At 68.4% G+C, this 24985-nt stretch carries 24 protein-coding genes, 2 tRNA genes and 1 pseudogene; 11 read left to right on the plus strand and 16 right to left on the minus strand.

Going from position 1 to position 24985, the window contains the following annotated elements:
- Positions 1-40: 40 nt before the first annotated feature.
- Positions 41-1408: a DUF2252 domain-containing protein gene (locus AB0D27_RS12840; protein ID WP_362506434.1), complete on the minus strand. Its 1368-nt coding sequence runs from the start codon at positions 1406-1408 to the stop codon at positions 41-43.
- A gap of 206 nt (positions 1409-1614) precedes the next feature.
- Complete coding sequence (locus tag AB0D27_RS12845) at positions 1615-1974, minus strand: helix-turn-helix domain-containing protein (protein ID WP_362506437.1); 360 nt, start codon at positions 1972-1974, stop codon at positions 1615-1617.
- Positions 1975-2166: 192 nt separating this feature from the next.
- Here AB0D27_RS12845 and AB0D27_RS12850 point away from each other — a divergent pair, with 192 nt between their 5' ends.
- Positions 2167-2820, plus strand: coding sequence for an NAD(P)H-dependent oxidoreductase (locus tag AB0D27_RS12850; RefSeq protein ID WP_362506440.1), 654 nt, complete (start codon positions 2167-2169; stop codon positions 2818-2820).
- 126 nt (positions 2821-2946) lie between these two features.
- On the opposite strand, the pseudogene AB0D27_RS12855 reads toward AB0D27_RS12850, so the two are convergent.
- The 5 genes and pseudogenes from AB0D27_RS12855 to AB0D27_RS12875 all read right to left on the minus strand — a co-directional run.
- Positions 2947-3373 (minus strand): annotated as a pseudogene (locus tag AB0D27_RS12855) (3-deoxy-7-phosphoheptulonate synthase); the annotation flags it as partial.
- Positions 3374-3468: 95 nt separating this feature from the next.
- Positions 3469-3615: a hypothetical protein gene (locus tag AB0D27_RS12860; RefSeq protein ID WP_362506298.1), complete on the minus strand. Its 147-nt coding sequence runs from the start codon at positions 3613-3615 to the stop codon at positions 3469-3471.
- Positions 3616-4164: 549 nt separating this feature from the next.
- Complete coding sequence (locus AB0D27_RS12865) at positions 4165-4491, minus strand: hypothetical protein (RefSeq protein WP_362506301.1); 327 nt, start codon at positions 4489-4491, stop codon at positions 4165-4167.
- Between the two features lie 301 nt (positions 4492-4792).
- A complete protein-coding gene (locus tag AB0D27_RS12870; RefSeq protein WP_362506304.1) occupies positions 4793-5002 on the minus strand; it encodes a hypothetical protein in 210 nt (69 codons plus the stop codon).
- 722 nt (positions 5003-5724) lie between these two features.
- A tRNA-Leu gene (locus tag AB0D27_RS12875) sits at positions 5725-5808 on the minus strand.
- Positions 5809-6273: 465 nt separating this feature from the next.
- Between AB0D27_RS12875 and AB0D27_RS12880 the strand changes: the two genes are divergently transcribed.
- From AB0D27_RS12880 to pknB, 6 genes are all read left to right on the plus strand, one after another.
- Positions 6274-7110, plus strand: coding sequence for a DUF3662 and FHA domain-containing protein (locus tag AB0D27_RS12880; RefSeq protein ID WP_362506307.1), 837 nt, complete (start codon positions 6274-6276; stop codon positions 7108-7110).
- Positions 7111-7120: 10 nt separating this feature from the next.
- Complete coding sequence (locus tag AB0D27_RS12885; protein ID WP_362506310.1) at positions 7121-7642, plus strand: FHA domain-containing protein; 522 nt, start codon at positions 7121-7123, stop codon at positions 7640-7642.
- 90 nt (positions 7643-7732) lie between these two features.
- Complete coding sequence (locus AB0D27_RS12890) at positions 7733-9295, plus strand: Stp1/IreP family PP2C-type Ser/Thr phosphatase (protein ID WP_362506443.1); 1563 nt, start codon at positions 7733-7735, stop codon at positions 9293-9295.
- Positions 9296-9321: 26 nt separating this feature from the next.
- On the plus strand, positions 9322-10767 hold the full coding sequence (locus tag AB0D27_RS12895) for an FtsW/RodA/SpoVE family cell cycle protein (protein ID WP_362506313.1): 1446 nt from the start codon (positions 9322-9324) through the stop codon (positions 10765-10767).
- Positions 10764-12254, plus strand: a complete 1491-nt coding sequence (locus AB0D27_RS12900) for a penicillin-binding transpeptidase domain-containing protein (RefSeq protein WP_362506316.1) — start codon at positions 10764-10766, stop codon at positions 12252-12254. Before AB0D27_RS12895 ends, AB0D27_RS12900 begins: the two co-directional genes overlap by 4 nt.
- Before the next feature lie 170 nt (positions 12255-12424).
- A complete protein-coding gene (gene pknB / locus AB0D27_RS12905) occupies positions 12425-14416 on the plus strand; it encodes a Stk1 family PASTA domain-containing Ser/Thr kinase (RefSeq protein WP_362506319.1) in 1992 nt (663 codons plus the stop codon).
- Between the two features lie 207 nt (positions 14417-14623).
- Here pknB and AB0D27_RS12910 read toward each other — a convergent pair whose 3' ends face one another.
- The 6 genes from AB0D27_RS12910 to AB0D27_RS12935 form a co-directional block, all read right to left on the minus strand.
- Positions 14624-15328: a class E sortase gene (locus tag AB0D27_RS12910; protein WP_362506446.1), complete on the minus strand. Its 705-nt coding sequence runs from the start codon at positions 15326-15328 to the stop codon at positions 14624-14626.
- A 110-nt stretch (positions 15329-15438) separates the two neighbouring features.
- The gene (locus AB0D27_RS12915) at positions 15439-16800 is read right to left on the minus strand and encodes a class E sortase (protein ID WP_362506322.1); all 1362 of its coding nucleotides are present in this window, start codon (positions 16798-16800) and stop codon (positions 15439-15441) included.
- A complete protein-coding gene (locus AB0D27_RS12920; protein ID WP_362506325.1) occupies positions 16797-17435 on the minus strand; it encodes an aminodeoxychorismate/anthranilate synthase component II in 639 nt (212 codons plus the stop codon). Before AB0D27_RS12920 ends, AB0D27_RS12915 begins: the two co-directional genes overlap by 4 nt.
- Positions 17432-17593 carry a hypothetical protein gene (locus AB0D27_RS12925; protein ID WP_362506328.1) on the minus strand — a complete coding sequence of 54 codons (162 nt, stop codon included), beginning with the start codon at positions 17591-17593 and terminating at the stop codon, positions 17432-17434. Before AB0D27_RS12925 ends, AB0D27_RS12920 begins: the two co-directional genes overlap by 4 nt.
- A gap of 31 nt (positions 17594-17624) precedes the next feature.
- Positions 17625-18323 (minus strand): class E sortase, encoded by a 699-nt coding sequence (locus AB0D27_RS12930; RefSeq protein WP_362506331.1) that lies wholly within the window; start codon positions 18321-18323, stop codon positions 17625-17627.
- Between the two features lie 25 nt (positions 18324-18348).
- Entirely contained in the window at positions 18349-19128 is a 780-nt protein-coding gene (locus tag AB0D27_RS12935; RefSeq protein ID WP_362506333.1) for a DUF881 domain-containing protein, read from the minus strand.
- 142 nt (positions 19129-19270) lie between these two features.
- Here AB0D27_RS12935 and crgA point away from each other — a divergent pair, with 142 nt between their 5' ends.
- Entirely contained in the window at positions 19271-19525 is a 255-nt protein-coding gene (gene crgA / locus AB0D27_RS12940; protein ID WP_099502056.1) for a cell division protein CrgA, read from the plus strand.
- Between the two features lie 283 nt (positions 19526-19808).
- On the opposite strand, the gene AB0D27_RS12945 is transcribed toward crgA, so the two are convergent.
- Entirely contained in the window at positions 19809-20714 is a 906-nt protein-coding gene (locus tag AB0D27_RS12945; protein WP_362506336.1) for a rhomboid family intramembrane serine protease, read from the minus strand.
- Positions 20715-20910: 196 nt separating this feature from the next.
- Entirely contained in the window at positions 20911-21444 is a 534-nt protein-coding gene (locus AB0D27_RS12950) for a peptidylprolyl isomerase (protein ID WP_362506339.1), read from the minus strand.
- Between the two features lie 393 nt (positions 21445-21837).
- Between AB0D27_RS12950 and AB0D27_RS12955 the strand changes: the two genes are divergently transcribed.
- On the plus strand, positions 21838-22551 hold the full coding sequence (locus tag AB0D27_RS12955) for a DUF5324 family protein (protein WP_362506342.1): 714 nt from the start codon (positions 21838-21840) through the stop codon (positions 22549-22551).
- Positions 22552-22971: 420 nt separating this feature from the next.
- On the opposite strand, the gene AB0D27_RS12960 is transcribed toward AB0D27_RS12955, so the two are convergent.
- Positions 22972-23044, minus strand: a tRNA-Ala gene (locus AB0D27_RS12960).
- Between the two features lie 182 nt (positions 23045-23226).
- Between AB0D27_RS12960 and AB0D27_RS12965 the strand changes: the two genes are divergently transcribed.
- Both AB0D27_RS12965 and AB0D27_RS12970 read left to right on the plus strand, forming a co-directional pair.
- Positions 23227-23775, plus strand: coding sequence for a DNA-binding protein (locus tag AB0D27_RS12965; RefSeq protein ID WP_362506345.1), 549 nt, complete (start codon positions 23227-23229; stop codon positions 23773-23775).
- 130 nt (positions 23776-23905) lie between these two features.
- Positions 23906-24985 (plus strand): serine/threonine-protein kinase (locus AB0D27_RS12970; RefSeq protein ID WP_362506347.1); only part of this gene is annotated, 1080 nt, incomplete at its 3' end.

The following is a 24985-nucleotide window of genomic DNA, read 5'->3' on the forward strand; positions in this document are numbered from 1 at the left end:
TCACCCCGGCCGAACTCGCCCATCCCCGGCTCCGAACCCGTCACACCCCCAGCTCCGCGGCCACCCGTCCCTCCCTGACCGCCGCCACCAGCTCCGCGTGGTCCGCCTCCGTGCGGTCCGCGTAGATCACGGCGAACGACGCGATGGCCTCGTCCAGTTCCTCGTTCTTGCCGCAGTAGCCGGCGATGAGGCGGGGGTCGGCGCTGTGGGCGTGGGCGCGGGCCAAGAGGGCGCCGGTCATGCGGGCGTAGTCGTCGATCTGGCCGGCGGCGAGGGCGGCGGGGTCGACGCTGCCCTTGCGGTTGCGGAACTGGCGTACCTGGAAGGGGCGGCCCTCGACCGAGGTCCAGCCCAGCAGGATGTCGCTGACGACCTGCATGCGCTTCTGGCCGAGGACCACGCGGCGGCCCTCGTGCGGCACCTCGGGGATGGCGTGACCGGCGGTCGCCAGATGCGGGAGGAGCGCCGAGGCGCGGGCCTCCTTCACCTGGAGGACCAGGGCTTCGCCGCGGTGGTCCTGGAGCAGCACGACGTACGAGCGGGTGCCGACGCTGCCCGTGCCCACGACGCGGAAGGCGACGTCGTGCACCGCGTACCGGGCGAGGAGGGGGAGGCGGTCCTGGGAGAGAGTCGTCAGATAGTGCTCCAGGGACGCCGCGACCGCGGCCGCCTCCGCGTCGGGTATGCGGCGCAGTACCGGCGTCGCGTCCACGAAGCGGCGGCCGCCGCCCTCCACCGCCTGCGTCGACTTGGCGGCGAACCGTCCGCTGGTGTTGGCCCGCGCCTTCTCGGAGACCCGCTCCAGCGTGCCGAGCAGATCGTGGGCGTCGGTGTGCGAGACGAGTTCCTCGTCCGCGATCGCGTTCCACGCGTCCAGTACCGGCAGCTTGGCCAGCAGGCGCAGGGTGCGGCGGTACGCGCCCACCGTGTCGTGCGCGGCGGCCCGGCAGGTGTCCTCGTCGGCGCCGGCCTCACGGCCCGCGAGCACCAGCGAGGTGGCGAGCCGCTTGAGGTCCCACTCCCAGGGGCCGTGCACCGTTTCGTCGAAGTCGTTCAGATCAATGACTAGGCCGCCGCGCGCGTCCCCGTACAGCCCGAAGTTCGCCGCGTGCGCGTCGCCGCAGATCTGGGTGCCGATGCCGGTCATGGAGGTGCGGGCGAGGTCGTACGCCATGAGGCCCGCCGAACCGCGCAGGAAGGCGAAAGGTGTCGCCGCCATCCTGCCGACCCGTATGGGCGTCAGCTCGGGGATGCGGCCCCGGTTGGACTCCTCGACCGCGGTCACGGCGTCCGGTCGGCCGGCGTCCACCGTCAGCTCGGCGTGCGCGGCGCGCGGCACCGGCCCGCGCAGGGCCTTGCCCTCTTCCCTGGGCGAGCCCTGCACCGGCCGCGCGGCGAATCCCGGCACCGTGAATTCCCGTACCCCAAGAGCCCTGAGCTCTCCCTGCTGCGCCGGAACCGCTGTACCCAGCTCGGTCACCGCGACCGCCTCCCCCGTGCACGAACATCAACTCGTGCTGACCGTACAGCCGGTCGCCGAAACGCGTCAGACCCTGTGGACAACTCCGCCGTCATGTGTGTGGACAACTCCACGGTCACCGATACGGAGCCGCATCACCGCGGGCACTGCCCACCCTCCGGCAGATACCTCTCCGCCCAGGACCCCAACTCCTTCAGCGCCGGTTCCAGCGCGGCGCCCGCCTCTGTCAGGCGATACGAGACCCGCAGCGGGGGGCCTTCGTCGACCTCGCGCACGACGATTCCCGCCGCGCCGAGTTCGGTGAGCCGGTCCGAGAGCATCCGTTCGCTGATTCCGGGGATCGCCCTGCGCAGCTCGGCGAAGTGCACGGGGCGTTGCAGCAGCACCGCCACGATCAGGCCGGTCCAGCGCTTTCCGAGCAGCTGGAAGACCCGGGTCATGCCGTCGTCGACCTTCTGGCACGCCCCTGCGTCGTGGCTTCCCCGTTCCGCCATGAGTTCAGAGTACTGCGTCCACGCAAGGGGATGAAAAAAAGTAAGTAGCTGTGTTATCTCTAGTTGAGTACGAAACGGAAGCCCTCGCCAACCCCGACGACATCGGGCCGGCTCCGGCTCCGCTGACACCCGGTCGGAAGCCCACCCGCCTCCGATGACACCGATATGACCTCGATCAACTTGGAGAACCCCATGGCCACCCTCCTCCACCTCGACTCGTCCGTGTTCCCGGGCCCGGCCTCCGCCTCCCGCGCGGTGACGGACGCCTTCCGCAAGACCTGGGAGGAGCAGCACCCGCAGGGCACGGTCATCTACCGCGACCTCGCCGCCGAGCCCGTGCCGCACATCACCGCCGACGCCCACACCGCCGGTTTCGCCGCCCCGGACGCGCACACCCCCGAGCAGGCCGCGGCCTTCGCCGAGCGCGTGCAGCTCATCGAGGAGTTGGAGCGGGCGGACGCGATCCTGATCGGCGCGCCCATGTACAACTTCGCGATCCCCTCGACCCTCAAGGCGTGGCTGGACAACGTGGTCCTCATCGGCCGCACCGCCATGACCGAGGAGTCGAAGGTCAAGGGCACCCCGGTCACCGTCGTCGCCAGCCGCGGCGGCTCCTACGCGCCGGGCACCCCGCGCGAGCCGTACGAGTACGTGCAGAACTACCTGACGGCGATCCTCGCCGACACCCTCGCCCTGGACCTCCACTTCATCGTTCCTGAGCTCACCATGGCCCCGCACAACCCGGCGATGTCCGAGCTGGTCCCCCTCTTCGAGGCCTCCCGCACCCAGGCCCTCGACGCCGCGGCCGCCAAGGCCAAGGAGGTCACCGAGCGCCTCGCCGCGTAGCCGCCGCGCGATTCCCGGCCACCGCGCGATTCCCGGCCCGGTGGCCGACCGTTCGGGGATGCCGGGGGCCGGGTCGAGCGACTGCCCTCTGCGCAGACGGGGGGCGCACGTCGACTCGTGCCGGGAGGGCAGGTCCTCGAAGGTGACGTCCTCGCTCCCGCCCACGCATTCGGTGACGGCCTCGCCGGTCATCTCTGTGCACCCCGCCCGGACGGGTGCCGAGGCGCCTGTGCGCCTCGAGGAAGCCCCGTATCTCATCGAGGACGTCCTCGAGACGGCGCCTCTTGTGGCCGGGCGGCGCGTCGAACGTCTTGCCGTGCATGGGGTCGCACACCCAGGCCGGCCGCGCGCCGGAAGCGCTCACCTTCTCAACGAGGAGAGGCAGCAGGTCCCGTACCCTCCTTGCCCATGCGCGTGATGAAGGTGAGCCGGCCGACCAGGCGATCGGGTCCAGAGGGCCGATGAGGCGCAACGCGGTATCGGCCGAGGCCTCATGGTCCGGTTTGACGCCGATGGGGTTCGCCACGCCCCGGAAGAACTCGACCGTGCGCACCCGTTACGTCGCGGGTGCGCCCGCCGATCCACAGCTTGTGACCGGATGACGCGTACCGGACACCGGTGCGGTTGCTCTCACCTCGGTGGCCCCGATCATCCCCGCATGGGGCTTGCGGGGTCGTCGACCGGTGAGATCTCCACGGTGTTGCCCGCGGTCTCGACATCGTGGACCAGCCACGGCTGCTTGAGCCGGGCCGCCATCAGGGTGACCGTACTGGCATCCAGCTGCAGGGAGATCATCACAGGCACGCCGCCCGCGCAGGGAGACGGCCACCGCCAGCAGATGACTGTCGAACAGGGCGGACGTCTGGATGACGACGTGGTCGCCTCGCCCGCTCCCGCTGAGGCCCCGACCGTGAGATACCTCACCGCAGGGTCGGCTACACGGATAACGAGAGAGTCCGGCACGTAGATCGTTCCCGCGCTGTCGCAGCAGATTTCCCACGGCGCAGCCCAGGTGCGTCAAGGCCCCGAGCGGCTGGCATCCGCACGACGTCCGCACTCAGTAGCCACAAGGGGCACGTCGACGGCCCGCGTAACGACTCCCGAACTCACCTTCTCTCACTGCTCCTCTTTCCGCTCCAGGACTGGCAAACCCATCGGGCGAGCGCTCCTACCAGGACGGAGACAGCGATCGCCCCCCAGTCAATGACGTGCGGGAGTCCAGGGAAGAAGGCGAAGAAGGCGAGTGTCGCTACGAGACCCGCCACGAACGCGGCGACCCCAGCCGACCGCCGTCGCGCCTCCCCCGGCTGTTCCTGCCCATGCTGTTGATCGATCATGAACGGCTCACTTCGTGATGTGGTGGCACTGACTCACCCGCCGCACCCCATTGACGTAGAGATGCGCACACGCCTTTCCATAACGAGGCAACGTCTGGGGAGAGTTGTTCCTCACCGGATCGATCTTGCACTCGGGATGCGTCCGCCCTCGGGACGTCCGATAGGTCGTGTTGTTGGTGTCGGCGTACGTGAAGTCGATCCGCCAGTTGCAGAACCCGCTGCTCAGCGCGCCGACAAAGGCGCAGTCGACGCCTGCGTTCTGGTAGGCGATCTTCTTCCCGCCGCCTCGGATGATGTGTGTGAACAAGCAGCCGGTCGGAACCTTCATCGTCATCCCGCCAACGCTGTACTCGAAGGTCCGGACAGGGGTCGACCCGACAGCGCCGGCCTGCGCCACCGAGGAACTCGTCAGCACGAGAGCGCACGCGCCAGCAAGGGCCGTGAAAAGCCTGGATCGATAGAGCGCGACCATGAACAATCCCCTCCGGCGAAGAATCTCTTCCGACCGGAAAGAACTCCGCCGCCACGATCATGTTTCTGGCCGATGGGATGGTTCACCGACTTGAGTGATCAAGAGGTAGTGCGCTGACCAGCTGATTCGTTTCTACGATCCGGCCCATCGAACTGCCTGCCGGTCATCCCAGCCGGAGCCCCCGGAGCGCTGAGGAGGTGTAGCGCTCAGCTGAGACGTTGCGGCCGAGCGCGGCTGCGCCCGGCGCCGGTGTAAGCGGGTCGCCGTGGCGGCCGCGGGTGACACCGACCATTTCGGCGACCAGGGCGCCGAGGGAATGCTCCGCGCGGCCGCTGACGCTGGGCACCGTGGTGACGGTGTCGAAGCCGGACACTGCGCAATGAGGCCGCGATGCAAGCCTCGTGCAGGGCCGGGAAGCGCCACAGAACGGCTGCTAGCCCTGGCTCAGTGCCCCATCAAGCCACACATACCCTCGGCCGCGGGCTCCCCCTCGTCGACCCGGAGCCCAACCCAGCGGGGCCAATCATGTCTGCCGCCAGCGCACGATCACCGTCAGCGAAACCGGCGCCAAGCGCTGGCAGGCCCTGAAGCGCGGCGGCCCGGAATGGCGGAAGGCCTACTTCCTGCCCCGCAACAGCGTCGAGGGCTACAACGGCTACGCGAACAACCCACTGATCGAGGGCATCGAAGCTGCGGGCTCACGCCGCATCGCGGAATCGCGGCACCCCGGCATCGCGGCATCGCGGCATCGCGGCATCGCGGCATCGCGGCATCGCGGCCCAGACGATGCTTCAGTCGCTAGCGCTGGCTCGGTGGCGAGCGTCCACGCCGCCGCGCCCATCACCGGTGCACAACCAAAGACCGCGGGAGCTGAACACCCACAGGCCATCCGGTGACAGCTGCCTGACCGGGCCGCCCGCCGCCGGCCCAGCACCACCCCGGCGAACAACCAGCAGCACGAAAAGCGGGGCCCCGACCGTGAGATACCTCACCGTCAGAGCCCTGCCAAGCCGCTGTCCGGGCCGCAGCAGCCCATCGCCACAACGAGAGACGGGCCCCGTCAGAACTTTCGTCCTGACGGGGCCCGTCCATCTGTGCGCGAGGGGGGAGTTGAACCCCCACGCCCTTGCGGGCACTGGAACCTGAATCCAGCGCGTCTGCCTATTCCGCCACCCGCGCATTGGGTGTGTCGTCCGTCTCCCACCGAGTGGTGCGAGCGCCTGCCGACATGCAGAAGATTAGCACGGTGCCACGGGTGGACTCACACCCCTTTTCCCGTGCAGCACCGCAGGCCGCACCGCACGTCTCAGCCAGAACCGGTTCACGTATCAACCTCGTACCGGTCCTGGCCATCTCCCCAGAAGCCGGACGGGCCGCACAGTCAGGTGCGGGACACTGGTGACGGGCCACCTCTACGATCCTTGGCAGAACAGCGCGCAGGAGTAGTGCCGGGAGGAGTTCGAAGAGGGGCCCCGGAGGGAACTTCGGGAGGGGACTTCGGAAGCCGTCGACACCCGTCGACCGGGCCGACAGGGGGAACCAGCCGATTTCCCGACGCGTGGATACGATCAGTAAGCAGTACCAGCAGGGCCAGGAAGACGACAGCAAGCTGTACCAGGACGGCTACGAAGGAGGAGGTGCCCCATGGGAGTCCTGAAGAAGTTCGAGCAGCGTCTCGAAGGTCTGGTCAACGGCACCTTCGCCAAGGTGTTCAAGTCCGAGGTCCAGCCCGTGGAGATCGCGGGAGCTCTCCAGCGGGAGTGCGACAACAACGCCACGATCTGGAACCGCGACCGGACCGTCGTCCCCAATGACTTCATCGTGGAGCTGAGCACGCCGGACTTCGAGCGCCTCAGCCCCTACTCGGGCCAGCTCGGCGACGAACTCGCCGGCATGGTCCGTGACTACGCCAAGCAGCAGCGCTACACCTTCATGGGCCCCATCAAGGTCCATCTGGAGAAGGCGGACGACCTCGACACCGGCCTGTACCGGGTCCGCAGCCGTACGCTCGCCTCCTCCGCCGGCCAGGCACCCGAGCGCGCCCCCGCGGGCCCGGCCCCCGTGGCCCCCCGCGGCCAGGGCGGCTACGGCTACCCGCCCGCGGCCGCTCCTCCCATGCCGTCCGCGCCGCCACCCGGCGGCCGTCCCGGCGCCGCGCCCATGGGTGCCCGGCCGCCGGCCGGCCCGGGGCCCGGCGCCCGTACACGGCACTGGATCGAGATCAACGGCACCCGCCATCAGATCTCCCGCCCGACGCTGGTGCTGGGCCGCAGCACCGAAGCCGACGTGCGGATCGACGATCCCGGCGTCTCCCGCCGGCACTGTGAGATCCGGACCGGAACGCCCTCGACGATCCAGGATCTCGGGTCCACCAACGGCATCGTGGTGGACGGGCAGCACACCACCCGCGCTACGCTCCGCGACGGCTCGCGGATCGTCGTGGGCAGCACCACCATCATTTACCGGCAAGCCGAAGGGTGAAGCGGGGGCAATGTCAGAGCTGACCCTCACGGTCATGCGGCTGGGTTTCCTGGCCGTACTGTGGCTGTTCGTGATCGTGGCCGTGCAGGTCATCCGTAGCGACCTGTTCGGAACGCGCGTCACACAGCGCGGCTCGCGCCGGGACGCCAACAGGCCGCAGCCGGCCGCGCGCCAGGCCGCGCCGCCGCCGCAGCGCCAGCAGGCGCCGCCGAGCGGCAGTGGTCGCCAGCGCCGCGGCGCCCCCACCAAGCTGGTCGTCTCCGAAGGCACCCTCACGGGTACGACGGTGGCGCTGCAGGGGCAGACCATCACGCTGGGCCGCGCCCACGACAGCACCATCGTGCTGGACGACGACTACGCCTCCAGCAGGCATGCCAGGATCTACCCGGACCGGGACGGCCAGTGGATCGTCGAAGACCTCGGCTCCACCAACGGCACGTATCTCGACCGGAGCCGGCTGACGACCCCCACGCCCGTTCCGCTGGGCGCGCCGATCCGCATCGGCAAGACCGTCATCGAGCTGCGGAAGTAGTACGACAATGAGCGAGCGGAGCGAGCACGCAGCGGCGGTCCACACGACGGACCCCGGCGCGCTCCCGACCGGAGGGTGGGCACCGTGCGGATGTACCCGGAGCCGACGGGCGAGGTGCGCATGAGTCTGTCACTGCGCTTCGCCGCCGGATCGCACAAAGGCATGATCCGCGAGGGCAACGAGGACTCGGGCTACGCCGGTCCCCGCCTGCTCGCGATCGCCGACGGAATGGGCGGCCAGGCCGCCGGTGAGGTCGCCAGCTCCGAGGTGATCTCCACCATCGTCGCGCTCGACGACGACGTGCCCGGCTCCGACATCCTCACCTCGCTCGGCACCGCGGTGCAGCGCGCCAACGACCAGCTCAGGATGATGGTCGAGGAGGACCCCCAGCTCGAGGGCATGGGCACCACGCTCACCGCCCTGCTGTGGACCGGCCAGCGCCTCGGCCTCGTCCACGTCGGCGACTCCCGCGCCTACCTGCTGCGTGACGGCGTACTGACGCAGATCACCCAGGACCACACCTGGGTGCAGCGCCTCGTCGACGAGGGACGCATCACCGAGGAAGAGGCCACCACCCACCCGCAGCGCTCCCTGCTGATGCGCGCGCTGGGCAGTGGCGACCATGTCGAGCCCGACCTCTCCATCCGCGAGGTCCGGGCGGGCGACCGGTACCTGATCTGCTCCGACGGCCTCAGCGGCGTCGTCTCCCATCAGACGATGGAGGACACCCTCGCCAGCTACCAGGGCCCGCAGGAAACCGTGCAGGAGCTGATCCAGCTCGCACTGCGCGGCGGCGGCCCCGACAACATCACGGTCATCATCGCCGACGTCCTCGACATCGACTCCGGAGACACCCTCGCCGGGCAGCTCTCCGACACCCCGGTCGTCGTCGGCGCGGTCGCCGAGAACCAGCACCAGCTGCACGACAACGGCGCCATGCAGACACCCGCGGGCCGCGCCTCCAGCCTCGGCCGGCCGGTTCCCGGACAGGGCGGCGGCGGCGAGTTCGGCCCGCCCGGCAGCGGCGACACCACCGGCTACGTACCCACCGGCGGCTTCGGCGACTACTCCGACGAGGACTTCGTCAAGCCGCGCGCCGGACGCAAGTGGCTGAAGAGATCCCTCTACATCACGCTGGCGCTCGCCGTCATCGGCGGCGGCCTGTACGGCGGCTACCGCTGGACGCAGACGCAGTACTACGTCGGCGCCCAGGACCAGCACGTCGCCCTCTACCGGGGCATCAGCCAGGACCTGGCCTGGGTCTCGCTCTCGAAGGTGGAGAAGGATCACCCCGAGATCGAACTCAAGTACCTGCCGCCGTACCAGCAGAAGCAGGTCCAGGCGACCATCGCCGAGGGCGGCCTCAGCGACGCCCAGACGAAGATCGACGAGCTCGCCGTGCAGGCCTCCGCGTGCAAGAAGGACGCTCAGCGCCGCGCCGCCGAGACCGAGAACAACGCGAAGACCGGTGAGGGCCAGGCCGGCGGGACCACGGGAACCACACAGACCTCCCAGACGTCCAAGGCCACATCCAGCCCGTCCCCGAACCCTTCAGCGTCCTCGTCCAAGTCCGCGACCGCACCCACTCCCACACCCGGCCCCAGCCTCTCCGACGAAGAGCAGAAGCTGGTCTCGCTGTGCGGTAAGCAGTAAGCAGCCGTGAGGGGCCCTGTCACACGATGAGCAGTAGTACGAACACGCCGACACACCACACGTCCACGATCGGCTCGATCGGCACACCGAGCCGACGCAACACCGAGCTGGCGCTGCTGGTGTTCGCCGTTGTCATCCCGGTGTTCGCCTACGCCAACGTAGGCCTCGCCATCAACGACAAGGTCCCGCCCGGCCTGCTGAGCTACGGCCTCGGCCTCGGCCTGCTGGCCGGCGTCGGCCATCTCGTCGTCCGCAAGTTCGCGCCGTACGCCGACCCGCTGCTGCTGCCGGTGGCGACGCTGCTCAACGGCCTGGGGCTCGTGGTCATCTGGCGGCTCGACCAGTCGAAGCTGCTCCAGTCGATCCATCAGGCCGGAAGCGCCGCGCCCCGCCAGCTGATGTACACGGCGCTCGGCATCGCCCTGTTCGTCGTCGTGCTGGTCTTCCTCAAGGACCACCGCGTCCTGCAGCGCTACACCTACATCTCGATGGTCGCGGCCCTGGTGCTGCTGCTGCTGCCCCTGGTGCCGGGTCTGGGCGCCAACATCTACGGTGCCAAGATCTGGATCTCGGTAGCCGGATTCTCCATCCAGCCCGGTGAGTTCGCGAAGATCGTCCTCGCGGTCTTCTTCGCCGGCTACCTGATGGTCAAGCGCGACGCGCTCGCGCTCGCCAGCCGCCGCGTGATGGGCCTGTACCTGCCGCGCGGGCGCGACCTCGGGCCGATCCTGGTCGTCTGGTTCATCTCCATCCTGATCCTCGTCTTCGAGACCGACCTCGGTACGTCGCTGCTGTTCTTCGGCATGTTCGTGATCATGCTGTACGTCGCCACCGAGCGGACCAGCTGGATCGTCTTCGGTCTGCTGATGTCCGCGGCCGGCGCCGTCGGCGTGGCCACCTTCGAACCGCACATCCAGACGCGCGTCCAGGCCTGGCTCAACCCGATGCGCGAGTACACGCTCAGCCAGACCGTGACCCACGACGGTATCCTCCACTCCGGGCAGGCCATGCAGGCCCTGTGGGCCTTCGGCTCCGGCGGCACCCTCGGCACCGGGCTCGGCCAGGGCCACTCCGACCTCATCCGGTTCGCCGCCAACTCCGACTTCATCCTCGCCACCTTCGGCGAGGAGCTGGGCCTCGCCGGAATCATGGCGATCCTGGTGCTCTACGGCCTCATCGTCGAGCGCGGCGTCCGCACGGCCCTCGCGGCCCGCGACCCCTTCGGCAAGCTCCTCGCCGTGGGCCTCTCCGGCGCCTTCGCCCTCCAGGTCTTCGTCGTCGCCGGCGGCGTCATGGGCCTGATCCCGCTGACTGGTATGACCATGCCGTTCCTCGCGTCCGGCGGTTCCTCGGTCATCGCCAACTGGGCGCTGATCGCCATCCTGATCCGCATCAGTGACACCGCGCGGCGACCGGCGCCCGCCCCTGCCCCGAACCCCGACGCCGAGATGACCCAGGTGGTCCGCCCGTGAACAAGCCCCTGCGCCGGATCGCGATCTTCTGCGGGCTCCTCGTCCTCGCCCTGCTCATCCGCGACAACTGGCTCCAGTACGTCCAGGCCGACACCCTCAGCAGCGACGACAAGAACCGCCGCGTCGCCATCGCGCGCTACGCCACCCCGCGCGGCGACATCATCGTCGACGGCAACCCGATCACCGGCTCCACCAAGAGCAACCAGAACAATCTCAACAACTTCGAGTACAAGCGCACCTACAAGAACGGCGCGATGTGGGCCCCCGTCACCGGGTTCGCCTCACAGTCCTTCGGCGCCAACCAGCTCGAGAATCTCGACGACGGCATCCTCACCGGCAACGACGACCGGCTCTTCTTCCGCAACACCCTCGACATGATCACGGGCAAGAAGAAGCAGGGCGGCAACGTCGTCACCACCCTCAACGCCGCCGCGCAGAATGCCGCGTACAAGGGTCTGCTGAGGCAGGGCAAGGGCGCCGTCGCCGCGATCGACCCGCAGACCGGTGCGATCCTGGCGCTCGCCTCCACACCGTCGTACGACCCCTCGACGTTCGCCGGGACCTCCGACAGCGACGCGCAGGCCTGGAAGAAGCTCCAGAAGAAGAACGACCGCGACGAGCCGATGCTCAACCGGGCGCTGCGTGAGACCTACCCGCCGGGCTCCACCTTCAAGGTGGTCACCGCGGCCGCCGCCCTGGAGAACGGGCTGTACACCTCCGCGGACCAGAAGACCTCCTCCCCGCTGCCGTACACCCTGCCGAACACCAGGACCGAGCTGAAGAACGAGGGGAACATCCCCTGCGAGAACGCCACCATGCGCGTCGCGCTGCGGGTCTCCTGCAACACCGTCTTCGGAAAGATCGGCGCCGACCTCGGCAAGGACAAGATGCTCGCGGAGGCCGAGAAGTTCGGCTTCAACGAGGACAAGCTGGACACCCCGGTGCGCGCCGCCGCCTCCAACTTCCCCAAGAGCATGGACAAGCCGCAGACCGCGCTCAGCTCCATCGGGCAGTTCGAGACCGCCGCGACCCCGCTGCAGATGGCCATGGTCGCCTCCGCCGTCGCCAACAACGGCACCCTGATGAAGCCGTACATGGTCAGCGAGCTGAGCACCCACAACCTGGACGTCATCGAGCAGACCAAGCCGCAGGAACTGAGCAAGCCGCTCTCGCAGGCGAACGCCCAGATCCTGCAGTCGATGATGGAGACGGTCGTCAAGGACGGCACCGGCAAAAAGGGCCAGATCAACGAGAACGGCGTCACCGTCGGCGGCAAGACCGGTACCGCCCAGCACGGCGTCGCCAACAGCGAGAACCCCTACGCCTGGTTCATCTCCTACGCCAAGCTCAGCGACGGCAGCTCTCCGGTCGCCGTCGCCGTGGTGGTCGAGGACGAGAGCGCCAACCGTGACGACATCACGGGTGGCGGTCTCGCCGCGCCGATCGCGAAGGACGTGATGAAGGCAGTCATCGACAGCAAGAAGTGACCCCCATCACGTCTCCTTCACATCGGTGCACGTTGGGATACCGGTCCTGTATCGGCTGACGGTCTTGGCCAGGTCACAGAAGGCGAGCCGGGTACGGTATGCCCGGACGGCACACCGCCGGACCACACAAAGGTGCGGTCGGGACCGACGGAGAGGGCTGGTAGGTAGCTATGGAAGAGCCGCGTCGCCTCGGCGGCCGGTACGAGCTGGGCCAGGTGCTCGGCCGTGGTGGCATGGCCGAGGTCTACCTCGCGCATGACACCCGGCTCGGCCGCACCGTGGCGGTGAAGACGCTGCGGGCCGACCTCGCACGCGACCCGTCGTTCCAGGCCCGGTTCCGCCGGGAGGCCCAGTCGGCCGCCTCGCTCAACCATCCCGCGATCGTCGCCGTGTACGACACGGGTGAGGACTACATCGACGGCACCTCCATCCCGTACATCGTGATGGAGTACGTCGACGGGTCCACGCTGCGCGAGCTGCTGCACTCGGGCCGCAAGCTGCTGCCCGAACGCGCCATGGAGATGACCATCGGGATCCTCCAGGCCCTGGAGTACTCCCACAGAAACGGCATCGTCCACCGCGACATCAAGCCGGCCAACGTCATGCTCACGCGCAATGGCCAGGTCAAGGTCATGGACTTCGGCATCGCCCGCGCCATGGGCGACTCCGGCATGACGATGACGCAGACCGCGGCGGTCATCGGCACGGCCCAGTACCTCTCGCCCGAGCAGGCGAAGGGCGAGCAGGTCGACGCCCGCTCGGACCTCTACTCGACCGGCTGCCTGCTCTACGAGCTGCTGACGGTCCGGCCGCCCTTCATCGGCGACTCTCCCGTCGCGGTCGCGTACCAGCACGTACGTGAGGAAGCGCAGCCCCCGTCGGTCTTCGACCCCGAGATCACGCCCGAGATGGACGCGATCGTGTTGAAGGCCCTGGTCAAGGACCCGGACTACCGCTACCAGTCCGCCGACGAGATGCGCGCCGACATCGAGGCCTGCCTCGACGGCCAGCCCGTCGCCGCGACGGCCGCCATGGGCTCGGTCGGCTACGGCGGCTACCCCGACGACCAGCCGACCACGGCCCTGCGCTCCACCGACGCGCAGGCGACCTCCATGCTCCCCCCGATGAACCCGGACGACGGCAGCTACGGCTACGACGACCGCCCTGACCGCCGCCGCCAGAAGAAGTCGAACACCTCGACGATCCTCCTGATCGTGGCAGGGGTGCTGGTGCTTATCGGCGCGATCTTGATTGGCAAGTGGGCGGTTACGGGGAACGGGGCGAGTAACGACTCGTTCGATGCGCCCAACTTCGTGAGCCAGACCTACGACGACGCCAAGAAGATGGCGCAGAACCGCGAACTGAAGCTCACGTCCACCAACAAACCCTGCGAGAAGGAACCGAAGGGCAACGTCTGCTCCCAGAATCCGAGCGCGGGCACGCAGGTGAAGAAGGGCGACACGGTCAATGTGGTCGTGTCGACCGGGGCGCCGAAGGTGGCAGTGCCGAACGTCACCGGCAAGAGCTTGGACGAGGCCACGACGCTGCTCGGGGGCGACGAATACCAGTTCAAGGTGAAGACGAAGTACGAGGAGTCGACCGAGTCCCCGAACCTGGTTCTGGATCAGACCCCGAAGCTCGGCAAAGAGGTGCAGAAGGGCTCGACGATCACCCTGACTGTCGCCAAGGAGAAGAAGCAGGTCACGGTCCCCGACGTCACCGGCAAGACCTGTGACGTGGCCACGCAGCAGATGACGGCCAGCAACCTCATCGGCGAATGCACCGAGGTCGAGACGAACGACGCCAACTTGGTCGGCAAGGTCATCCAGACGTCCCCGGCGGCCAACACCCAGGCGGACCCCGGCTCCAAGGTGTCGATCCAGATCGGCAAGGCCAAGGCCCAGACGGCCGTGCCGAGCGTCGTCAGCCAGACCGTGAAGCAGGCCAAGCAGACCCTGCAGCAGGCCGGATTCAACTCCATCCAGTTCGCGGACGGCAGCGACCAGAGCGACAACGCGATCGTCATCAGTCAGGACCCGGCCGGGAACTCCCCGGTCGACTCCCCCGACAACACGACGGTCACGCTCACCACCTTGGGCAACGGAAACAACGGCGGCAACAACAACGGCGGCACGAACATATTCGGCGGCACCAGCGGCTGAAGCACCGCCCGAGGCAAGGACTGACCCGCCTTCCAGAACAGCAGAGCCCTGACCCCCTCTCCGGGGGCCAGGGCTCTGCTGTGTGTGCCTGACGCACACGACCACGAGTAGGACGACGGAGGTACAGCCGTCGCGGCACCCGCCTCGCAGGAGTGCGGCACCCGCCTCGCAGGAGTGCGGCACCCGCCTCGCAGGAGTTCAGTCGCCTCAGCCCAGTTCCTTCGGCGGAGTCCGGTCGCTGTTCACCTTGTCCACCCGCTCCAGTTCGCCCCACACCACATAGCGGTAGCGGGAGGTGTACACCGGCGTGCAGGTCGTCAGGGTGATGTAGTGGCCCGGCTTCTTCTTGCCGGACTGTGTGGGGACCGACTGGAGGACCTTGACGTTGTACTTCGAGGTCTCCGGGAGGATCGCGAAGACCTTGTAGACGTACCAGTTGTCCTTGGTCTCGAAGACGACCGGGTCGCCCGTCCTGATCTTGTCGATGTTGTGGAACTTGGCACCATGGCCGTCGCGGTGCGCGGCGAGGGTGAAGTTGCCGTTCTTGTCGGTCATCGGCAGGGATGCCTTGACGGGGTCCGTGTAGTAGCCGGCGACGCCGTCGTTGAGGACCTCGGTCGAGGTGCCCTTCTCCACGAGCACCTCGCCGTTCTTCATCGCGGGGACGTGCAGGAAGCCGATGCCTTCCTTGGTGTCCAGCGCGCCGGGACCGCCCTTGTCCTGCGCCCAGTTGTCGCGGACCTTGTCGGCCTGCTGGTGCGCCTGCCGGTCCGCGACGACGTTCGTCCACCACAGCGAGTAGACGACGAACAGGCCGAGCACCAGACCCGCGCTGATGAGGAGTTCACCGAAGACGCTGACCGCCATCGCGATACGGCCGAAGCGGCGGCGTCGCGGTGCGGGCGCGGCCAACTCTGCCTCGGCTTCCGATTCGGCGCGCTCGTCGTGGTCGGTCCTCGCTGCCACTGTGCATCTGCCCCGTCTGGTCTGTCTCAGGTTGTCTCAGGCTTACCCACGTGCTCTCAGCTGACGAGCGCGTCCGGCTTTCCCTTGCTGCGCGGCCGGTCCTCGACCATCTTGCCCCAGACGATCATCCGGTACTTGCTGGTGAACTCCGGCGTACAGGTGGTCAGTGTGATGTAGCGGCCCGGCTTGGTGAAAGTCGACCCCTTGGGAACCGGGTCGAGCACGCTCGTATTGCTCGGCTGCGTCACCGGCAGGATCGACGTCATCTCGTAGACGTAGTAGTCGTCCTGCGTCTCCACCACGATCTCATCGCCCGGCTTGAGCCGGTTGATGTACCGGAACGGCTCCCCGTGCGTGTTGCGATGCCCCGCCAGCCCGAAGTTGCCCGTCTTGGCGTCCGGCATCGCCGTCTTGGTCGCGCCCTCGCCGTAGTGGCCCACCATCCCGCGGTCGAGCACCTGCGTCTTGCTGGTGCCCTCCGCGATCGGCGCGACCACGTCCAGCGTCGGAATGTGCAGGATGGCGAACCCCTGCCCGGGTGCGAAGGTTCCCGGGGTCCGCTTGCCGCTCGCCCAGTCCTGCTGAAGGTGGTGCGCCGCGCTGCCCGCCTGCTGGTGCGCCCGCACGTTCGACCACCACAACTGGTAGGTCACGAACAGCAGCATCAGCACGCCGGTGGTGATGAACACCTCGCCGATCAACCGACTCGCGATGACGCCCGCACCGGGTTTCCGTGCGCGCGCCGCCCGGCGGGCCTCCAGACGGCTGAGAGGCGCCCCAGCGGCCTTGTCCGCCGACTTCCGGGCCTCGTGGGGCTCCTGGGACTCCAGAGGGTCGTGAGCGCCTCCACGCCGCCCATGGCGCCGGGCCGCCTTGCGCCGCGCCGCACGGCCCCCGGAGGCGGGAACGGCCCCGCTCTCGCTTATTCGCGGCTTGTCCGGTGCGTCCGGGATCCGCAGCGCCACCGTCTCGTCGTCCAGCGGCAGGGGCGCGACGACCGGCTCCTCGTAGGGAGCGGCGACCGGTTCGCCGTACGGGACGGCCACCGGCTCCTCGTACGGCGGGGTGTACGTCTCCTCGTACGACGGCGGAGACGGCCGCTCCTCCACCTGCTGCGGCTGCGGCGGCGCAGGCATCTGCGCTCGCCGCCGTCCCTGCCCCTGCCCCTGCCCCTGTCCCTGACCCGGGTACCAGTCGCGCGCGTACCCCTCCGGGTCGTACCACTCCTCCTGCTGCCCTCTCCGCGGCTGCCCCGGCAGCGGATCCGTCAGCGGGTCGGCAAGCCGGTCGACCGCCGCCTCAAAAGCACCCGTGCCTTCAAGAGCACCGGCACCCGCAACCTCGAACGCGTCGCCGCCCCCGTACGCGGCCTCGCCGCCGTAGGGAGAGCTGTCGCGCTCGGGGCGCAGCGCGGTCACGCCGTGGCCCTGCCCACCACCGGGGCGAGCCCCGCCGACCTCGCCACGGCCCCCTGGTCGCCGCACTCCACCAACCAGTTGGCGAGCATCCGGTGCCCGTGCTCGGTCAGCACCGACTCGGGGTGGAACTGCACGCCTTCGACGGGCAGTGCACGGTGTCTGAGGCCCATGACGATCCCGTCGTGCGTACGGGCCGTGACCTCCAGCTCGGCGGGGACGGTCGCCGGCTCTGCCGCCAGGGAGTGATAGCGCGTCGCGGTGAAGGGCGACGGCAGGCCCGCGAAGACCCCCCTGCCCTCGTGCTCCACCAGGGACGTCTTGCCGTGCAGCAGCTCGGGCGCGCGGTCCACCACACCGCCGTACGCCACCTGCATCGACTGCATTCCGAGGCAGACACCGAAGACGGGGACGCCCGTCGTGGCGCAGTGCCGGACCATGTCGATACAGACCCCTGCCTGCTCGGGAGCGCCCGGGCCCGGTGACAGGAGCACCCCGTCGAAGCCGTCCTGGGCGTGCGCGGTCGACACCTCGTCGTTGCGCAGTACCTCGCACTCGGCGCCCAGCTGATACAGGTACTGGACCAGGTTGAAGACGAAGCTGTCGTAGTTGTCCACGACGAGGATCCGCGCGCTCACTGGTTGTCCACCGTCACATCGTTGAAGGGAAGCAGCGGTTCGGCCCACGGGAAGACGTACTGGAACAGCACGTAGACCACCGCGAGGACCAGTACGAGTGAGATCAGCGCCCTCACCCATACATTCCCCGGCAGATTCCGCCAGATCCAGCCGTACATGCCGTCCCTTCCGTCGCCGTACCGCACCAGACTAACGGCGCAGAGCCCGCGGTTTCCCGGCCTCCACAGGCTGTGTGGAATCAAGATGCGCCCAGACGATCAGCCGGTGACTGTGCCCCCACTCCGGATCGCAGGTGGTCAGCGTGAGATAGCGGCCCGGCCGCGTGTACCCCGACTTACGTGGCACGGGGTCGATCACCTCAATGTCCGAGGGCAGCGTCTTGTAGGGGCCTTTGTCGATCCGATACGTGAACCAGGTCGTCCCATCCGTCAGCACCACCGCGTCGCCGCGGCGCAGCTTCGGAAAGTCCTTGAAGGGGTCCCCGTACGTGCGCCGGTGGCCGGCGATCGAGAAGTTGCCCTCCTGGCCGAGCTGGGCGGTGCCCCGGTAGTGCCCGAGCCCGTTCTTCAGGACGTCCGTGGCCGTGCCCTCGAGCACGGGCTTGTTCCACGTGAAACCAAGACGCGGGATGTACATCACCGCGAAGGGCTTGCCGTATCCATAGGCACCGGGCGCCTTCGGGCTCTCGGTGGCCATGGTGTCCGAGGGAGCCCTCGACTCCTGGGCCACCGCCCCCTTCGACCACTGCTTCTGCAGCACATCGATCTGGTGGTCCATCGCGCTGTCGGCCTTCACACCCGTCCAGAACAGCAGGTAGACCACGAAGAGCACGATCAGGGTGCCCACGGTGATGCACAGTTCACTGATCGTCCTGACGACCACTCGCACCGACACAAGGTCCCCCCGGCGGCAGTTACTCCACGGGCTTCGCGTAGTGGAGATCCACTGTGCCCGAGTAGCCGGGAAGAGTCACCGTCCCGTTCTCCTCGACTTTCCAGCCGAGCCCGTAGACGTTGACGTACACCATGTAGTTCTGGATCGCCTTGGACGCGGCGAGCGCGTCTTGCAGCTTCTGCGGGTCCCCGACGGCGGTGATCTTGTACGGGGGTGAGTAGACGCGGCCCTGGAGGATCAGGGTGTTGCCGACGCAGCGCACGGCGCTCGTGGAGATCAGGCGCTGGTCCATCACCTTGATGCCCTGGGCGCCGCCCTGCCACAGGGCGTTCACCACCGCCTGCAGATCCTGCTGGTGGATGACCAGGTAGTCGGGCTGCGGCTCGGGATAGCCGGGCAGCTTGGCCGTGGCGTTCGGCGGGGCGTCGTTGAGGGTGACCGTGACAGCCTTGCCCTTGAGCTTCTGGGTGCCCGCGTTCTTCTCCAGGGCGGCGAGCTTGGCGTCCTCGGCCTTGCTGCTGCCGTCCTCGCGCCCTGCGAGCCCGTCCACCTCGTCGCGCAGGACACCGTTGGAGTCGTCCAGCGACGCGTTCTTGTGGCTGCGCTCCTGGATCAGGTCGGAGAGCTTCAGCAAAGACGTGTCCGTGCGGATATTGGTGCCCTTGGCCGTATTGAAGCTGGTGAAGAAAATAAGGCCGGCCAGGGCGAACACGGCCGCGGTCAGTACGCGTACAGGCCGGAAACGGCGCGTACCGGCAGGACTGGAACCCGTCCCGGGGGAGTCGGCAGAATTGCTCAACGTACCCTTATCTCCTTCGGCGCCGCGGAAGCACTACGCTAACGGACGCCCGGGGGAGCGCTCAGTGTCCCCTTGTACGCTGCCCCGGAGCCCGCCCCAGTTCCCTGCGCGGCCACGCAGCGCATCGACAGGAGAGACCCTCGTGCCGAAGTCACGTATCCGCAAGAAGGCCGACTACACGCCGCCCCCGGCGAAGCAGGCGACCAATATCAAGCTGACCAGTCGCGGCTGGGTCGCACCGGTCATGCTGGCCATGTTCCTCATCGGCCTCGCCTGGATCGTCATCTTCTATGTGACGGACGGCTCCCTGCCGATCGACGCCCTCGACAACTGGAACATCGTGGTCGGCTTCGGCTTCATCGCGGCGGGATTCGGCGTCTCCACGCAGTGGAAGTAGCGGCTCGGAAGGCCCTGGAAAGCCCCAGGGAAGTAGCTCTGCCCAGGGCTATCCACTGAGTTATCCACAGCTACCGTCCACAGTCGTCCACAGCGGTGGAAAAAGAACGACGATCTGTGGATAACTCATCCGAGGTTGACGCCGGTGTGACTGACCTACCGGGATCCGTAAGCCTGTTCGCCCCCTGTCCGACCTGGGGAAACTCGGGTCAGCGACAGGGGGCACAGCTGTTCCCGTACAGCATGCACAAGATCCGCCACGATCTGTGGACAACATCGGTCTCTCAGGTGAGCTGAGCGGTCCTGACCAGCGCCGCGACCACCACAGCGGCCAGGACCAGAGCACACACGCCGTACTGGATAAGGTTCCGGCGCTCGCGCGGCGCGTGGACCATCGTGTAGCCGATGAGCACGCCGCCGACGAGGCCGCCGATGTGCGCCTGCCAGGCGATGTTGCTCCACCCGAAGGTGAAGATCAGGTTGATCACCAGCAGGGCGATGACAGGACGCATGTCGTAGTTGAGCCGGCGCATGAGGACGGCGGTCGCGCCGAACAGGCCGAAGATCGCGCCGGAGGCGCCGAGCGACGGCTGGTTGGGGGCGGCGATGAGGTAGGTGAGCGCGCTGCCTGCGAGGCCCGAGACGAAGTAGAGGGCGACGTAGCGGGCGCGGCCGAGGGCCGCTTCCAGGGGGCCGCCGATCCACCAGAGGCTGAGCATGTTGAACAGGATGTGGATGTAGCTGCCGTGCAGGAACATCGCCGTGAGCATCCGGTACCACTGGCCTTCGGCGACGCCTTGCAGCTGCCCGGAGAGCCAGGCGCGGCCGAAGAGGTCGAAGTGGTCGGTGAAGCTGTCGCCTACCGACAGCTGGACCAGGAAGACGGCGAGGTTGACGCCGATCAGGATTTTGGTGACGAGCCGGGGGTCGGCGGTGACGGTGCCGCCGGCGAGGGTGCGGGGCTGGGTGGCGGCCGGGGAGTGGCCGGTGCCGGAGCCGCCGCGGACGCACTCGGGGCACTGGAAGCCGACGGAGGCGCTGACCATGCACTCGGGGCAGATCGGGCGCTCGCAGCGGGCACAGCGGATGCCGGTCTCGCGGTCCGGGTGCCGGTAGCAGGTGGGCAGGCTCTGGGCGTCCTGCGGTCCCTGGTCCCGCGGGCCCTGCGGGCTGCCTGGCGCCTCGTCCATGGGGTCCCCTCAATCTCCGTACGACGGCCCGCGCGCGGGCTCACGGGGCTTGTGTGCGCAACGCGCCGCCCCGTCCATCCTTACGGATGAACGGGGCGTTTGGTTCCCTGCGGGAGCCTTCGGACTCGGCGCTGAGAGTCCGGTGGTCGGACTCGGCGCTGCGAGTCCAGTAAGTCCGTGGTGCGAGCCCGCGGGCTCAGCCCTCGCGGGTCTCGACAACGACCGACTCGATGACGACGTCGTTGACCGGGCGGTCGGTGCGCGGGTTGGTCTGGGCGCTCGCGATGGTGTCCACGACCTTCTGGCTGGCCGCGTCGGTGACCTCGCCGAAGATGGTGTGCTTGCGGGTCAGCCAGGCCGTCGGGGAGACGGTGATGAAGAACTGCGAGCCATTGGTGCCCGGGCCGGCGTTGGCCATGGCCAGCAGGTAGGGCTTGTCGAAGGCGAGGTCCGGGTGGAACTCGTCCTCGAACTGGTAGCCGGGACCGCCGGTGCCGTTGCCCAGCGGGTCACCGCCCTGGATCATGAAACCGCTGATCACCCGGTGGAAGACCGTGCCGTCGTAGAGCTTGTCCGTGGACTTCGCGCCCGTCTCCGGGTTGACCCACTCACGCTCGCCCTTGGCAAGCTCGACGAAGTTCCGGACCGTCTTGGGCGCGTGGTTCGGCAGCAGCCGGACTGCGATGTCGCCGTGGTTGGTCTTCAGGGTGGCGTAAAGCTGCTCAGCCACGATCTGCCTTCCGTTGCCTTCTTTTGACTCCCCGATCCTCGCATGGTCGGCGCCGCTCGTCGCCCGACCACCACCTCTGGGCGAATGCCGGGGCGTCGTGCTTGCAGAAATACAGTCGAGTGGCCCCGGGACGGGGGCGCGTCGCGGCGATCCGTGGCATTGTCGACGACAAGCTCCTGTTGCCCCGTATTCATCCGCTATCTCACTTGATCGACACCTGACCGGCTCTCGGTTCGGAGTCACCCTGATTCAAGTACCCGTGACCCGGATGCCCGCCCTCACATGCCCCGGACCGCTCGGGCGGGCATGATCCCGATAAGGGTGGAAAGGTGAACTGTGTGTCATTGGGGGTACCCGGACCCCCGACGTACGCCACCGAGGAGGAGGAAACCCGTGACCCGCATTGACAGCGTGCGCGCCGCGACCGGCTCGGCGAAGGACAGCGTGCTGCACGCCGCGGAAGTGGTGGCGCCTTACGCCGACACGGCCAAGGACAGGGCCTCGCAGTATGCGCACGAGGCGCGCGTCCGGCTCGCGCCGAAGGTGTCGCAGGCCGCTGGACAGGCCCGCGTGCAGTACGACGCCCATCTCGCGCCGCGTTTTGAGCAGGCCCGTACGCAGGCTCGCACGCATGTGCCGCCGAAGGTCGACCAGGCCGCTCATGTGGCCGCCGTCCGTACCCGCAAGGCGGCTCGTCAGGCCGCCGACTATTCCAAGCCGAGGATCGAGCAGGCGGTGGCCGCGGCCCAGCCCGTTCGGGAGGAGGCTGTATCACGCGGTGCGGCGGCGGTGGCCGCGCTGCGCGGCCAGGTCTCGTCGAAGGAAATCCAGAAGCTGGTCCGCAAGCACGAGCGGCGGGCGAAGGCCGGCCGTCTCGCGAAGGGGCTGGCCGTCCTGGGCGTTCTGGCGGGTGGCGCTTTCGCCGCCTGGAAGTGGTGGGACAAGCAGGCCAACCCCGACTGGCTGGTCGAGCCGCCCGCCGCAACCGAGGTCCCGGTGGGTGAGCGCCTGGCGTCGGTCGACGGTAGCGGTCAGCCCACTCTCGATCCCGAGGTTCAGGCCAAGGAAGCCGACGAGGAAGCGGCGGACCGCGACGACCGCCACTGAACCCGTCCTCAACATCGCCGTGGGGCAGGAGACTTCGTCTTCTGCCCCACGGCGATGTTTCACGTGGAACGGGCGATGACGCCGGCGCGGGGTGATTTACGCACAACCCCTCGATGACGTTTGCAACGGCCCCCGCGTGCAGGATCCGTGCAGACTTTGTTGACGGAATGCGATGGTCCGGCTACACGGCACCGCTCCCGCCAGCCCACACAAGGCATCCGCACGGACGTACGTCCAGCGCGTGCCGACACCGACCGTCGGAACGGCGTGCATGCGGACATCGCACCCCGGACTTGTTTGCGCAAAGAAATGCAACGCATGCAAAGATCATCCCGTGACTCAGGTCACCGCACGGGGGAGAAAATGGGCATAAAAAAACCGGCCAGGCCGCCGCGAGGGGCGTCTGACCGGTCCGAGGTGTGGAGCCTAGGGGAGTCGAACCCCTGACATCTGCCATGCAAAGACAGCGCTCTACCAACTGAGCTAAGGCCCCGTAAGAGGAACGTCCGACCGCAGAAACACCCTGCCGACGAGCGTCGCAGACCAGAGTACCGGGTCATCGCCGGGATCTCGCAAAAAGATGGGGGCTCCCCGTGGACGACCACTCTCCGTAGGATGCTCGACGTGGTTCGCTACAGCGAACCGCGGTATTTGGGGAAGCGATGGGGAGACGCAATGGACGCCGCACAGCAGGAAGCGACCGCAAGAGCCCGGGAGCTGCAGCGGAACTGGTACGGGGAGCCGCTGGGGGCGCTCTTCCGTAGGCTCATCGACGATCTGGGGCTCAACCAGGCGCGTCTCGCCGGGGTGCTGGGGCTGTCCGCGCCCATGCTGTCGCAGCTGATGAGCGGTCAGCGCGCCAAGATCGGCAATCCCGCGGTGGTCCAGCGAGTGCAGCTGCTGCAGGACCTGGCGGGGCAGGTCGCCGACGGCAGCGTCAGCGCCGCCGAGGCGACCGAGCGCATGGACGAGATCAAGAGGTCGCAGGGGGGATCGGTGCTGAGCAACACCACGCAGTCGACGACCAGTTCGGGAGCGCCCACGGTCAAGCGTGTGGTCCGGGAGATCCAGTCGCTGCTGCGCTCGGTGGCAGCCGCCGGGGACATCATCGACGCGGCGGACACCCTCGCCCCGAGCCACCCGGAACTGGCAGAGTTCCTCCGGGTCTACGGCGCCGGCCGTACCTCCGACGCGGTCGCGCACTACCAGTCCCACCAGAGCTGAGCAGGCCGCCCGGCCGCCGAACGCCCGGTCGCGGGAGGCCCGTTACAGCTTCCAGCCGCCGCACGTCAGGCAGCCGGGCACCTCGGAAGAGGCCTCCGGACCGACCGCCGAAGGGGAGCGACGCACGACGATGGGTGAGGTCTTCGCCGGCCGGTACGAACTGGTCGACCCGATCGGACGCGGGGGAGTCGGTGCGGTCTGGCGCGCCTGGGACCACCGGCGGCGGCGGTATGTGGCCGCCAAGGTGCTGCAGCAGAGCGACGCGCACGCGCTGCTGCGTTTCGTGCGGGAGCAGGCGCTGCGGATCGACCATCCCCATGTGCTGGCTCCCGCCAGCTGGGCCGCCGACGACGACAAGGTCCTGTTCACCATGGATCTGGTCGCCGGGGGCTCTCTGGTCCACCTGGTCAACGACTACGGCCCGCTGCCTCCTTCGTTCGTCTGCGTCCTGCTCGACCAGCTGCTTGCGGGCGTCGCCGCCGTGCATGCGGAGGGGGTCGTGCACCGGGACATCAAACCCGCCAACGTGCTGCTCGAAGCGACCGGCACCGCACGGCCACGGCTGCGCCTGTCCGACTTCGGCATCGCGATGCGGTTGGGCGAGCCCCGGCTGACGGAGACCAACTACGTGGTCGGAACGCCGGGTTACCTCGCTCCCGAGCAGATGATGGGTGCTGAACCGGACTTCCCGGCCGATCTGTTCGCCGTGGCCCTGGTCGCCCTGTATCTGCTGGAGGGCGCCAAACCCGATGCCAAGGCGCTGATCGAGTACTTCTCCGAGAACGGCACGCCGTCCGCTCCTCGGGGCATACCGGAACCGCTGTGGCAGGTCGTGGCCACGCTGCTGCAGCCCGACCCGCACGCGCGGTTCCGCACCGCCACGGGGGCGCGCAAGGCGCTCGCCTCGGCTGCCGAGTTGCTGCCCGAGCCGGGCCCCGACGACGAGCTGATCGAGGTCTTCGACCAACTCGGAGCGCTCCCGGAGGGGTTCGGCCCGCACGGGCCTCTCGGGGCGCCTTCCGACTCCACCCCGGACACCGGCCACGAAACCGGCACCGACACCGGGTCGGGGCGCCAGCGCTCGGGCACGCTGTCTCACGGGCCCGTTTCCGGGGACGCCTGGCCCCGGTCCAGCACCGGGAGCGTAAACGCGGGACCGCTCACCGGTCACATACGACCGGAGTCCCGAGCCAGTGACGTAGAGCCGGCG

Origin of the sequence: Streptomyces sp. NPDC048415 (genome assembly GCF_040651675.1) — a bacterium.
GTDB lineage: Bacteria > Actinomycetota > Actinomycetes > Streptomycetales > Streptomycetaceae > Streptomyces.